Genomic DNA, 12,793 nt, shown 5'->3' on the forward strand with positions numbered 1-12,793 from the left:
TTGATGACAAAAATGAGTCGCTACGCCTTGATTACCGCGCTGGCGATGTTTCTCGCCGGGTGTGTGGGGCAACGTGAACCTGCACCGGTAGAAGAAGTGAAACCAGCGCCGGAACAACCAGCCGAGCCACAACAGCCTGTCCCCACAGTGCCCTCGGTGCCGACGATCCCGCAGCAGCCAGGCCCAATTGAGCACGAAGATCAAACGGCACCGCCTGCGCCGCATATTCGCCATTATGACTGGAATGGCGCAATGCAGCCGATGGTCAGTAAGATGCTTGGGGCTGACGGGGTGACTGCGGGTAGCGTCCTGCTGGTTGATAGCGTTAACAACCGTACTAACGGTTCGCTGAATGCCGCAGAAGCGACCGAAACGCTGCGAAATGCGCTGGCTAATAACGGGAAATTTACACTGGTTTCCGCCCAGCAGCTGTCGATGGCTAAGCAACAGTTAGGTTTGTCGCCGCAGGACAGTTTAGGTACCCGTAGTAAAGCCATAGGCATTGCCCGCAATGTCGGCGCTCATTACGTGCTGTACTCCAGCGCCTCTGGCAACGTTAACGCTCCGACCCTACAAATGCAGCTGATGCTGGTGCAGACGGGCGAAATTATCTGGTCAGGTAAAGGTGCCGTTTCGCAGCAATAATCCCATCATGCGCGACGAATTGCTGTCGCGCTTTTTCCCGCAGTTTCATCCCGTCACGACGTTTAATAGTGGGCTTAGTGGCGGGAGTTTTCTCATTGAACATCAGGGCCAGCGTTTTGTTGTGCGTCAGCCGCACGATCCTGATGCGCCGCAGTCCGCGTTCTTGCGCCAGTATCGGGCTTTATCACAACTACCCGCAAGCATTGCACCGAAGCCGCATTTATATCTCCGTGACTGGATGGTAGTCGACTATCTGCCCGGCGCGGTAAAAACGTATTTGCCGGATACCAACGAACTGGCAGGCTTGCTGTATTATCTACATCAACAACCACGTTTTGGCTGGCGAATAACGCTGTTGCCGTTACTGGAACTGTACTGGCAGCAAAGCGATCCGGCGCGGCGGACAGTGGGTTGGCTGCGAATGTTAAAACGTCTGCGCAAAGCGCGGGAACCACGGCCTTTACGCTTAAGTCCATTGCATATGGATGTCCACGCCGGAAATTTAGTGCATAGCGCGTCAGGGTTAAAACTCATCGACTGGGAGTATGCCGGAGATGGTGATATCGCGCTGGAACTGGCGGCGGTGTGGGTGGAAAATACTGAACAGCACCGGCAATTGGTCAATGACTATGCCACTCGCGCGAAGATTTATCCGGCGCAATTATGGCGTCAGGTCAGGCGATGGTTTCCCTGGCTGCTGATGCTCAAAGCAGGGTGGTTTGAGTACCGCTGGCGACAAACCGGCGATCAACAATTTATCAGGCTGGCCGATGACACCTGGCGGCAGCTATTAATAAAACAATAAGGAGAGCAGTGTGGGTCCAGTAATGTTGGATGTCAAAGGTTACGAACTGGACGCGGAAGAGCGTGAAATACTTGCGCATCCGCTGGTGGGAGGGCTGATTCTCTTTACGCGTAACTATCATGATCCTGCCCAGTTACGTGAACTGGTGCGCCAGATCCGCGCAGCTTCGCGCAATCATCTGGTGGTGGCGGTAGATCAGGAAGGTGGACGCGTGCAGCGTTTTCGTGAAGGTTTTACCCGCTTGCCAGCGGCGCAATCATTCGCTGCGCTGTCAGGAATGGAAGAGGGCGGCAAACTGGCGCAAGAGGCGGGTTGGCTGATGGCCAGCGAAATGATCGCTATGGATATTGATATCAGCTTTGCGCCAGTGCTGGATGTCGGGCATATCAGCGCGGCGATTGGCGAGCGTTCTTATCATGCCGATCCACAAAAAGCCCTGGCAATTGCCAGCCGGTTTATTGATGGTATGCATGAAGCCGGAATGAAAACGACCGGGAAACACTTCCCAGGACACGGTGCAGTAACGGCAGACTCACACAAAGAAACACCGTGCGATCCACGTCCACAAGCGGAGATTCGCGCTAAAGATATGTCGGTCTTCAGTTCCTTAATCCGCGAAAATAAACTCGACGCCATTATGCCTGCGCATGTGATCTACAGTGATGTTGATCCGCGTCCGGCGAGCGGTTCTCCCTACTGGCTGAAAACCGTTTTGCGTCAGGAACTGGGTTTTGACGGCGTGATTTTCTCTGACGATTTATCGATGGAAGGTGCCGCGATTATGGGCAGTTATGCCGAACGCGGGCAGGCATCACTGGATGCGGGTTGCGATATGATCCTGGTCTGCAATAATCGTAAAGGGGCCGTCAGCGTGTTAGATAATCTGTCACCGATCAAGGCAGAACGTGTTACACGTTTGTATCATAAAGGTTCATTTTCGCGACAGGAACTGATGGACTCGGCTCGCTGGAAAGCGATCAGCACCCGTCTGAATCAGTTACACGAACGCTGGCAGGAAGAGAAAGCAGGTCACTAACCCTGGCTTATGTGAGGAAGCGATGATTATCTATTTACACGGTTTTGACTCTAACAGTCCGGGTAACCACGAGAAAGTCTTACAATTGCAGTTTATTGACCCGGATGTACGCTTGATAAGCTACAGTACGCGGCATCCGAAACATGATATGCAGCATCTGCTTAAAGAAGTGGACAAAATGTTGCAACTGAACGTTGACGAGCGTCCGCTAATTTGCGGCGTTGGCCTGGGCGGATACTGGGCGGAACGGATTGGTTTTCTTTGCGATATCCGCCAGGTGATCTTCAACCCTAATTTGTTCCCTTATGAGAACATGGAAGGCAAGATTGATCGCCCGGAAGAGTATGCCGATATTGCCACTAAGTGTGTGACCAACTTCCGCGAGAAGAATCGCGATCGTTGTCTGGTTATTTTGTCGCGTAATGATGAAGCACTTAACAGCCAGCGGACATCTGAAGAGTTGCATCATTATTACGAGATTGTCTGGGACGAAGAGCAGACGCACAAATTCAAGAATATCTCCCCGCATTTACAGCGCATTAAAGCGTTCAAAACCCTCGGGTAAATGCCCTCGTCGCATCAGGTAACCTTACCGGTACCTGATGCGCTCCGAATTCTGTAAGTCGGATAAGGCGTCCACGCCGCATCCGACAGTCGAGCATCAATGCCTGATGCGATGCTGCGCATCTTATCAGGACGACCAAACGCCCTCGATATACGCTTCACCCTATATTACTCTTCCGAATTTGCTCAAATAATAAACAATAAACTCTATTTTTTGATCTCACCCGGTAAAGTCGCCTATCTTTTCAGCAACAAAACTTGATTAACATCAATTTTGGTATGACCAATGCACCATTCATGTTATTCTCAATAGCGAAGAACATTTTCATTGCTGTAACCTGTTGTTAATTAAGAGCTATGTTAATAACCATTAATTAACAATTGGTTAATAAATTTAAGGGGGTCACGTTGACTACGCCATTGAAAAAGATTGTGATTGTCGGCGGCGGTGCTGGTGGGCTGGAAATGGCAACACAGCTGGGGCATAAGCTGGGACGTAAGAAAAAAGCCAAAATTACGCTGGTCGATCGTAACCACAGCCACCTGTGGAAACCGCTGCTGCACGAAGTGGCGACTGGCTCGCTTGATGAAGGCGTCGATGCGTTGAGCTATCTGGCCCATGCGCGCAATCATGGTTTCCAGTTCCAGCTGGGTTCGGTCATTGATATTGATCGTGAAGCGAAAACAATCACTATTGCAGAACTGCGCGATGAGAAAGGTGAACTGCTGGTTCCGGAACGTAAAATCGCCTATGACACCCTGGTAATGGCGCTGGGTAGCACCTCTAACGATTTCAATACGCCAGGTGTCAAAGAGAACTGCATTTTCCTCGATAACCCGCACCAGGCGCGTCGCTTTCACCAGGAGATGCTGAATCTCTTCCTGAAATACTCCGCCAACCTGGGCGCAAATGGCAAAGTGAACATTGCGATTGTCGGCGGCGGCGCGACGGGTGTAGAACTCTCCGCTGAATTGCACAACGCGGTCAAGCAACTGCACAGCTACGGTTACAAAGGCCTGACCAACGAAGCCCTGAACGTAACGCTGGTAGAAGCGGGAGAACGTATTTTGCCTGCATTACCGCCACGTATCTCTGCTGCGGCCCACAACGAGCTAACGAAACTTGGCGTTCGCGTGCTGACGCAAACCATGGTCACCAGTGCTGATGAAGGCGGCCTGCACACTAAAGATGGCGAATATATTGAGGCTGATCTGATGGTGTGGGCAGCCGGGATCAAAGCGCCAGACTTCCTGAAAGATATCGGTGGTCTTGAAACTAACCGTATCAACCAGCTGGTGGTGGAACCGACGCTGCAAACCACCCGCGATCCAGACATTTACGCTATTGGCGACTGCGCGTCATGCCCGCGTCCGGAAGGGGGCTTTGTTCCGCCGCGTGCTCAGGCTGCACACCAGATGGCGACTTGCGCAATGAACAACATACTGGCGCAGATGAACGGTAAGCCGCTGAAAAATTATCAGTATAAAGATCATGGTTCGCTGGTATCGCTGTCGAACTTCTCCACCGTCGGTAGCCTGATGGGTAACCTGACGCGCGGCTCAATGATGATTGAAGGACGAATTGCGCGCTTTGTATATATCTCGCTATACCGAATGCATCAGATTGCGCTGCATGGTTACTTTAAAACCGGATTAATGATGCTGGTGGGGAGTATTAACCGCGTTATCCGTCCGCGTTTGAAGTTGCATTAATCGACGTACACTGGCGGATGTGGCATAAACGCCTCATCCGCCCTGGACAAATGGTACGAGCGGTAGGCCTGATAAGACGCGTTAAGCGTCGCATCAGGCATTCCTTCAGACTCCTCCGAATCCTTAAGTATTTCCAGCCATTCCCGCGCTTTTCATCTTCTGTCTGATAGCTGCTTTTCTCCTTCGCTTGCATGATTGGCATAACTGCAAAGAAGGAGGTGTTCCCGTGAATAAATCAATGTTGGCGGGTATCGGGATTGGTGTCGCAGCTGCGCTGGGCGTAGCGGCAGTGGCCAGTCTGAACGTGTTTGAACGGGGCCCGCAATACGCTCAGGTTGTTTCTGCAACCCCAATCAAGGAAACGGTTAAAACACCGCGTCAGGAGTGTCGCAACGTCACAGTGACCCATCGTCGACCGGTGCAGGATGAAAATCGCATTACCGGGTCGGTGCTCGGCGCTGTTGCTGGCGGCGTGATAGGGCATCAGTTTGGTGGTGGTCGTGGTAAAGATGTCGCCACTGTTGTGGGGGCGCTGGGTGGTGGATATGCCGGTAACCAGATCCAGGGCTCTCTCCAGGAAAGCGATACTTACACGACTACGCAACAGCGTTGTAAAACGGTGTATGACAAGTCAGAAAAAATGCTCGGTTATGATGTGACCTATAAGATTGGCGATCAGCAGGGCAAAATCCGCATGGACCGCGATCCGGGTACGCAGATCCCGCTAGATAGTAATGGGCAACTGATTTTGAATAACAAAGTATAACAAGGCTGTACTCTGCAATTTGGCCCCTCATTCGCTCAGGCTGAGGGGCTTTTTTTGCGACTTATTTCACCAGTTCGGGCCATAAACGCAAAGTCGTTCCGGCAATCTGCATTAGTTTTTCCAGCGATGCACCTTCGCGTGCGCTGATCGACATCCCCTGAATAATACAATTAAGGAATTCTGCCAGATGTGTCACGTCACAGTGGGTCGGGATTTCCCCGCGCGCTTGTCGTTGACATAAAAACTGCTGCAAAGTGCGCTCTTGCATCGCATGGCGTGATTTCAACGTATTGGCGATATCTCCTGAATCTGGGGAGAGGGTGGTGCAGTTGTTGATCATGAAGCAGCCTGCCGGGGTGTCTTTGCTGGTAAAGCAGTTGGCGATGGCAGCAAAATAGTCAGCCAGCGCAGACTCCACGCTTTTCTCTTCACAAAACAGCTGTGCTTCATGCTTAGCGGCAAAACGATCGATATAGCGGTCGAGAACGGCACGAAATAACCCCTCTTTGTTGGTAAATTCCGCGTATAGCGTGGGCGCTTTGGCTCCGGTCGCTTCGACGAGGTCCGCAAGAGAAGTCGCTTCATAACCGTGTTGCCAGAACAATTTCATGGCCTTATCAAGCGCGGCATCCCTGTCGAACACTTTTGGGCGGCCACGGCTTTTTTTTACACATTGTGTTGAGTCAGTTGCCATGATGCCGTTGTACCTGGTGACTGTGAATGAAAGGTTATTATAAAAATAATCACCTCCGTTCACCAGTCCAGATCCCATAAAAATAATTGCTTTCTATTTAACTGAAATTTAAAGATTTTTAAATTAATTAATGATTGTTATAAAAAATATCTTGTATGTGATCCAGATCACATCTATCATTTAGTTATCGATCGTTAAGTAATTGCTTGCGACGTCATTCATCTGCATAAGGCCACTATTATGAAAAACGTAAAAACCCTCATCGCTGCGGCGATTTTAAGCTCCATGTCATTTGCCAGCTTTGCGGCTGTCGAAGTTCAGTCAACGCCAGAAGGCCAACAAAAAGTCGGTACAATCAGTGCTAACGCGGGGACAAATCTGGGATCGCTGGAAGAGCAGCTGGCGCAAAAAGCGGATGAGATGGGCGCAAAATCTTTCCGTATTACTTCTGTAACCGGTCCGAATACCCTCCATGGAACAGCAGTAATTTATAAATAAGCATTAACCCTCATTAATGCCTGCTACTGCTGATTTTTTCCCCGCGACATGCCGTGTCGCGGGGATTTTTTTTATCCAGGATTTACAGAGTTTGTGGGCTCACTTGATGACGGCGGACATCCACCGGCATCCCGGAACGGACATCCATCACATGTTGCATCACTTCAGCGTCAGTTTGTGCTGCATCTTTAAATGATTGCATTGCGCTATTCAGCGTAATTGGCAGCAGCTGCGGATCGTCATCAATCTTCTCTGACAGCGGCTGATGTACTTCAACCAGACGCGCACCGTTTGGTTCGGCAGAGACTTTTATCGGAGTGTTGATGATATTCACTTTGGTGCCTGGGGTGACCTGGCTAAAGAGTGTTTTGATATCGTCATCCCGCAGACGAATACAGCCAGAACTTACCCGCATGCCAATGCCGAAATCGGCGTTCGTACCGTGAAGCAAATAAACGCCGCCATAGGCCGCCAGACGAATCGCATGATGGCCCATTGGGTTATCCGGTCCAGCCGGCACTACCGCAGGCAACTCAATTCCCTGTGCTTTATAACGGGCGCGGATGTTTGCCGTTGGCGTCCAGGTTGGGTTTGCACGTTTGTCTGAAACGGTGGTCACCATTGTCGGTGTCAGCGTGTCACCACCTAACTGACCAATACCTATTGGATACACGGTTACCGAATTTTTACCCGGCGGGTAGTAATAGAGACGCAGCTCCGCAATATTGATCACAATGCCTTCGCGCGGCGCATCTGGAAGTAGGGTTTGCAACGGGATCGTTAACACGCTACCCGCGCGCGGTACGTAAGGATCAACGCCAGGGTTAGCCTGTAACAGAGCGAGAAAGCCGACGTTATATTTTTTGGCGATGGCTTCCAGAGAACCACCGTCATTTTCCACCACATGAAATTTGTTTTCGCCAACCAGACGACTGCCCGCTGGCGGCAGCGGCCAGGTGTTGGCTTTTGCCGGTAGCGCCAGCGCCACGGCAGCGGCGAACGTAAAAAACGTTAGCCAGCGAGAAAAACGCGTTTTGATCATCACCAAAAATCCATAATAAATATAAGGTTATTGTAATAAACAGATAAGCCTGAATTATGGATGGTGACAGTGTCGGATAGTGCAGGGAAGTGCAAAGAATTTGTAAATGTTGCAGATGGGGGCGCAGAAACGCCCCCGATTTACCATTAAGCGATCGCGTTCTCTTCCAGTTCACGCATAAACTGGCGTACCCATTCGATACGCGTTTTCCGCTCACTCAAATCCTGAATAAATTTCAGGCGCGTCGGACCATCAAGGCGGTAATGCTGCGGCTGTTTTTGCAGCAAACCAATCAACCAGGCCGGATTAACGTGATTCTTCTCGGCAAATTCGATCACCCCGCCTTTCTCATTACCTTCCAGCTTCCTGATCCCCAGTTTCTGCGCTTGCTGGCGCAGACGGGCAACATCCAGCAGGGTACGCGCCGGATCCGGCAGCAGGCCGAAGCGATCGATAAGCTCGACTTTGATCTCTTCCAGTTCGTTTTCCGTTTTGGCGCTGGCAATACGTTTATAGAACGACAAACGCGTATTCACGTCAGGAATGAAATCATCTGGCAATAGCGACGGCATCCGCAGCTCGACTTCTGTTTGCTGGCTGGTGAGATCTTCCAGCGACGGCTCGCGTCCGGATTTCAGTGCATCGACGGCGTTTTCCAGCAACTCCATATACAGCGAGAAACCGATGGTTTCCATTGAGCCACTTTGTTCTTCGCCAAGCAGTTCACCCGCGCCGCGAATCTCCAGATCGTGCGTTGCCAGCGCAAAACCTGCCCCGAGATCTTCCAGCGAGGCAATCGCTTCAAGACGTTTTTGTGCATCGGTAGTCATCGCTTTTGGATGCGGTGTCAGCAACCATGCATATGCCTGATGATGCGAACGTCCGACGCGACCGCGTAACTGGTGCAGCTGCGCCAGACCGAAGTGATCCGCACGTTCAATGATAATGGTGTTGGCTGTCGGGATGTCGATCCCGGTTTCGATAATGGTGGTACAAACCAGCACGTTGAAACGTTGATGATGGAAATCATTCATCACCCGTTCCAGTTCGCGCTCGCGCATCTGCCCGTGACCGATGGCGATCCGCGCTTCTGGCACCAGTTCTGCCAGCCGTTCGGCGGCTTTCTGAATGTTTTCCACATCATTGTAGAGATAATAAACCTGTCCTCCGCGCAAAATTTCACGCAGGATCGCCTCCCGGACCACCAGGCTGTCATACTCACGGACAAAGGTTTTAACTGCCAGACGACGGGCGGGCGGCGTGGCGATAATCGACAGGTCACGCATTCCGCTCATTGCCATATTCAGCGTACGTGGGATCGGCGTTGCAGTAAGCGTCAGAATATCCACGTTCGCGCGCATCGCTTTAATACGCTCTTTATGACGCACCCCGAAGCGGTGTTCTTCATCGACAATCAGCAGGCCTAAATCTTTAAACTTGACGTCACTTTGCAGCAGTTTGTGCGTACCGATCAGAATATCGATTTTCCCTTCCGCCACTTCCGCAAGGATTTGCGTCTGCTCTTTGGCGCTGCGGAAACGGGAGATCATTTCGATACGTACCGGCCAGTTGGCGAAACGGTCGCGGAAGTTGTCGTAATGCTGCTGCGCGAGAAGGGTGGTAGGCACCAACACCGCCACCTGCTTGTGGTTATCTACTGCCAGGAAAGCGGCGCGCATCGCCACTTCTGTTTTACCAAAGCCAACATCGCCGCACACCAGACGATCCATTGCCAGCGGCTGACACATGTCGCTAAGTACCGCATTAATGGCCTGCGCCTGATCCGGCGTGGTTTCAAACGGGAAGCTGTCGCAGAACAACTGATACTGCTCACGATCGTGTTTAAACGCGAAGCCCTCTTTGGCGGCGCGTTGCGCGTAGATATCCAGCAATTCCGCCGCCACATCACGCACTTTTTCCGCCGCTTTCTGCCGCGCGCGTGACCACGCATCGCCGCCAAGTTTATGCAGCGGGGCGTTTTCTTCCGCGCCACCTGCGTAACGGCTAATCAGATGCAGTGACGACACCGGAACATACAGTTTGGCGTCGTTGGCATAGGTGAGCATCAAATACTCGCCAGTAATGCCGCCCGCTTCGAGCGTGGTCATTCCGGCATAGCGCCCGACACCGTGCTCCAGATGGACCACCGGCTGACCAATATGCAGCTCCGCAAGGTTACGGATCAGTGTATCGGGGTTGATGGTGCGGCGAGAATCCTGACGACGGCGGGCAACACGTTCACCGAGCAGATCGCTTTCGCAGATCAGCGCCAGATTACGCACCTTATCGACAAAACCATGTTCGGCAGCGCCAATCATCAGATAACGCCCACGGTCGCTGGCTTCATCAAGACGCATAATGCGTTGCGGAGCAATTTTAATTCGTGCGAGCAGTTCACCCAGCGCTTCACGGCGACCTTCACTTTCTACCGAGAACACCACCGGACCGTCGAAAGTCTCGAGGAACTTACGCAGCGCATCCAGCGGCGCTTTTTGTTGCGCCTGAACGGCCAGGTCTGGCAGTTTCTGGAAACCTAAATTGGCATTCGCGGCTTTTGTCGGTAAATGTTCAGTTTTTAGCTGCACCCGGGGCCAGTTTTTCAGCTCTGAGAAGAGCTCGTCCACCCGCAGCCAGAGCGATTGTGGTGGCAACAGCGGGCGCATCGGATCGACGCCGCGATTCTCAAAACGCGCCAGCGTGTCAGCCTGGAAACGTTCGGCACTGGTTTCCAGATCGCCAGTATTCACGAGCAAGGTATTGGCAGGGAAATAACTGAACAGCGGCGGCAGTGGTTCGCTGAAGAACAATGGCTGCCAGTACTCGATCCCGGCAGGTAATGTGCCTTTACTCACTTGCTGGTAAATATGTTCCGGATCGCGCTTCACTTCGAAGGTATCGCGCCACTGGCTGCGGAACAGTTCAATTGCCGCTTTATCGGTCGGAAATTCGTGCGCGGGCAGCAGATTGATCGCTTCTACTTCCTCCAGCGTGCGCTGGCTGTCGACGTCAAACACCCGCAGGCTGTCGATTTCATCATCAAAGAAATCAAGACGATAAGGCAGCTCACTCCCCATCGGGAAGAGATCCAGCAACGCGCCGCGCGTGGCGTATTCGCCGTGCTCCATCACCTGGTCAACATGGCGATAACCGGCGCTGTCCAGTTGGGTTCGTAATGCATCTCGTGACAGGCGCTGACCTTTTTTCATCACCAGCGCATGACCGTGGAGAAAACTGTGTGGGCAAACGCGCTGCATAAGCGTATTCACCGGAACAATCAGTACGCCACGCTGCATCGTCGGTAGCTGGTAAAGGGTGGAAAGGCGCGAGGAGATAATGTCCTGATGAGGCGAAAAACTGTCGTAGGGAAGAGTTTCCCAGTCCGCCAGATTCATCACCATCTGATCGGTGAACTGGCTGATTTCATCATGCAAACGCAGAGCATTTTGCATATCTGGTGCAATGAGTACCACCGGACCGGCGTGACGTTCGGCAATTTCCGCTACCAGCGTTGCACAGGCTGCGCCGGTTAACTCGCCCAGCAGACGCTGCTCACCCGCTTTGACGGGCAGCGTATAACGATATTGTTCAGGCATAACGGTTGTCAGATTCTCGTTAGGATATGCCTCAACATATGGGGGCATATCTCTGATAAGCAATGCTGTTCATTATCCGTAATCGACATGGTTTAGCAAATTGAATCGCCCCGGCTGGGGCGATGGCTTAGCGGGAGTAACTGACGGCAGCGGGCAGTGAAGGCGGGGAGAACAACAGATCGCTGAATGCACGCTGTGAAAGTTTTCTTACCAGCAAGCCCGCAACAGTACAGATGAACAAACTGACAAAGGGATAAACCAGCAGGAGTGTCAGTTCGACTTGCGGCGACCAGCGTGCTGCGTTCATTTGCGCAAGCAGAGTTAAGCTGAATATTTCAACCAGAATGCGATGGGTGGTGTAGATAGCAATGGTGTTGGAGCCAATCACATTCAGCAGGCTGGTGGAGCGCATACCGAATTGTTGCTCGTATTGATAAAACAGCTTCATGATCACCACAATCGATACCAGCGACAACAGCAGCGAGATAGTAAACAACCAGGCACCGACCGCCAGAACGGTAAGCAAAGAAGCCATCAGCAGATGGCGGCGCAACGGCACCTCTTTAACACAGGTCATTAATGTTGCGCCAAACCATGCGCCAAGGCTGTAATAAGGCAAATTGCGGATCACACTGTTCATTCCCCACCACGGCGTGGGAACGAAATTAACCGCCACACTCAGCAGTACAAACAAGGCGAATAGTGGCAGCGCCAGACGGCTAAAAATTTTACATACCACGAAATAGACAATTAACGCATACAGATACCACAAGCTGGTGCTGGCTGTGATCATCCCGTGCAGGAACTCACCGGTGGAATCGGCATACGCGGCATTGGAAGCGTTGCTTAAATCGCGCTCAGGTGCCAGCCACTGGTTAAGCGCACTTAACGCCAGCCACTGCACCACGCCCCAAAGCGCCAGCACCCAAAAGATGCTCCAGATGCGTTTATCGAGACAATTTCCCCACGGTACGCTGTCGATATAGCGGCGAATCAAATAGCCGGAAATAAAGAAAAAAACCGGCATACGAAAGGGTGCAAGGTAAAGATTGAAATAGATCCAGCATTTGCTCAGGACTTCCGATAACGGATGCTGAAAAGTGGTCAGATGCGGATAAAAGGTAATGACCGAGTGATAAATCACCACCAGACAAATACATAACCCTTTGATCTGGTTAATCCATAGCTCTTTTTGTTTCATCAGGACAACACGCTCTTTTTTAATTTACATGCGGTTGATCCTGCGGGTTATGACCCTATGTGTAATGGGTATCTGTCTGTATTGGATGATTTTTCAGATTAAGATCAGGCGGCAAGATTGATGATAAAACATGGCAATTTAGCCGATTGATTCACGGGGGCTTTTCAGATTAGCCCTGACGATCACTTACAGTTCAGACGTTTACCCATCTTGCTTTCGCTTATATACTCGTGTCT

11 protein-coding genes are annotated in these 12,793 nt (G+C 51.6%); 7 read left to right on the forward strand and 4 right to left on the reverse strand.

Features of this window, described 5'->3' with window-relative positions:
• Positions 1-3: 3 nt before the first annotated feature.
• The 6 genes from lpoB to ACJHXA_RS00795 all read left to right on the forward strand — a co-directional run bounded on the left by lpoB (position 4) and on the right by ACJHXA_RS00795 (position 5,529).
• Positions 4-645 (forward strand): penicillin-binding protein activator LpoB, encoded by a 642-nt coding sequence (gene lpoB / locus ACJHXA_RS00770; protein WP_000164439.1) that lies wholly within the window; start codon positions 4-6, stop codon positions 643-645.
• Positions 626-1,450 carry a thiamine kinase gene (gene thiK / locus ACJHXA_RS00775; protein WP_001116551.1) on the forward strand — a complete coding sequence of 275 codons (825 nt, stop codon included), beginning with the start codon at positions 626-628 and terminating at the stop codon, positions 1,448-1,450. The genes lpoB and thiK overlap by 20 nt, the downstream gene beginning before the upstream one ends.
• 10 nt (positions 1,451-1,460) lie before the next feature.
• Positions 1,461-2,486 carry a beta-N-acetylhexosaminidase gene (gene nagZ / locus ACJHXA_RS00780; RefSeq protein WP_000529331.1) on the forward strand — a complete coding sequence of 342 codons (1,026 nt, stop codon included), beginning with the start codon at positions 1,461-1,463 and terminating at the stop codon, positions 2,484-2,486.
• A gap of 22 nt (positions 2,487-2,508) precedes the next feature.
• The gene (gene ycfP / locus ACJHXA_RS00785; protein WP_000587933.1) at positions 2,509-3,051 is read left to right on the forward strand and encodes an alpha/beta hydrolase YcfP; all 543 of its coding nucleotides are present in this window, start codon (positions 2,509-2,511) and stop codon (positions 3,049-3,051) included.
• A gap of 407 nt (positions 3,052-3,458) precedes the next feature.
• Positions 3,459-4,763, forward strand: a complete 1,305-nt coding sequence (gene ndh, locus ACJHXA_RS00790) for an NADH-quinone dehydrogenase (RefSeq protein WP_000211045.1) — start codon at positions 3,459-3,461, stop codon at positions 4,761-4,763.
• A gap of 226 nt (positions 4,764-4,989) precedes the next feature.
• Complete coding sequence (locus ACJHXA_RS00795; RefSeq protein ID WP_001043459.1) at positions 4,990-5,529, forward strand: glycine zipper 2TM domain-containing protein; 540 nt, start codon at positions 4,990-4,992, stop codon at positions 5,527-5,529.
• A gap of 61 nt (positions 5,530-5,590) precedes the next feature.
• On the opposite strand, the gene comR is transcribed toward ACJHXA_RS00795, so the two are convergent.
• Entirely contained in the window at positions 5,591-6,223 is a 633-nt protein-coding gene (comR, locus tag ACJHXA_RS00800; protein WP_000179805.1) for a TetR family copper-responsive transcriptional repressor ComR, read from the reverse strand.
• Positions 6,224-6,463: 240 nt separating this feature from the next.
• Here comR and bhsA point away from each other — a divergent pair, with 240 nt between their 5' ends.
• Entirely contained in the window at positions 6,464-6,721 is a 258-nt protein-coding gene (gene bhsA, locus ACJHXA_RS00805; RefSeq protein WP_000800153.1) for a multiple stress resistance protein BhsA, read from the forward strand.
• An 82-nt stretch (positions 6,722-6,803) separates the two neighbouring features.
• Here bhsA and ldtC read toward each other — a convergent pair whose 3' ends face one another.
• The 3 genes from ldtC to ACJHXA_RS00820 form a co-directional block, all read right to left on the reverse strand.
• A complete protein-coding gene (ldtC, locus tag ACJHXA_RS00810; protein ID WP_001300895.1) occupies positions 6,804-7,766 on the reverse strand; it encodes a L,D-transpeptidase LdtC in 963 nt (320 codons plus the stop codon).
• Between the two features lie 143 nt (positions 7,767-7,909).
• Positions 7,910-11,356: a transcription-repair coupling factor gene (gene mfd / locus ACJHXA_RS00815; RefSeq protein WP_001307119.1), complete on the reverse strand. Its 3,447-nt coding sequence runs from the start codon at positions 11,354-11,356 to the stop codon at positions 7,910-7,912.
• Between the two features lie 127 nt (positions 11,357-11,483).
• The gene (locus ACJHXA_RS00820) at positions 11,484-12,557 is read right to left on the reverse strand and encodes an acyltransferase family protein (RefSeq protein WP_000810276.1); all 1,074 of its coding nucleotides are present in this window, start codon (positions 12,555-12,557) and stop codon (positions 11,484-11,486) included.
• Positions 12,558-12,793 lie beyond the last annotated feature (236 nt).

Source organism: Escherichia sp. WS33 (genome assembly GCF_046486385.1).
In the GTDB taxonomy this organism is placed as follows: Bacteria; Pseudomonadota; Gammaproteobacteria; order Enterobacterales; family Enterobacteriaceae; genus ECMA0423.

Bases quoted from the DNA above. Each gene is read 5' to 3' on its own strand.
- lpoB (WP_000164439.1), top strand. From the start codon at position 4: ATGACAAAAATGAGTCGCTACGCCTTGATTACCGCGCTGGCGATGTTT.
- ycfP (WP_000587933.1), top strand. From the start codon at position 2,509: ATGATTATCTATTTACACGGTTTTGACTCTAACAGTCCGGGTAACCAC.
- comR (WP_000179805.1), bottom strand. From the start codon at position 6,223: ATGGCAACTGACTCAACACAATGTGTAAAAAAAAGCCGTGGCCGCCCA.
- bhsA (WP_000800153.1), top strand. From the start codon at position 6,464: ATGAAAAACGTAAAAACCCTCATCGCTGCGGCGATTTTAAGCTCCATG.
- mfd (WP_001307119.1), bottom strand. From the start codon at position 11,356: ATGCCTGAACAATATCGTTATACGCTGCCCGTCAAAGCGGGTGAGCAG.
- ACJHXA_RS00820 (WP_000810276.1), bottom strand. From the start codon at position 12,557: ATGAAACAAAAAGAGCTATGGATTAACCAGATCAAAGGGTTATGTATT.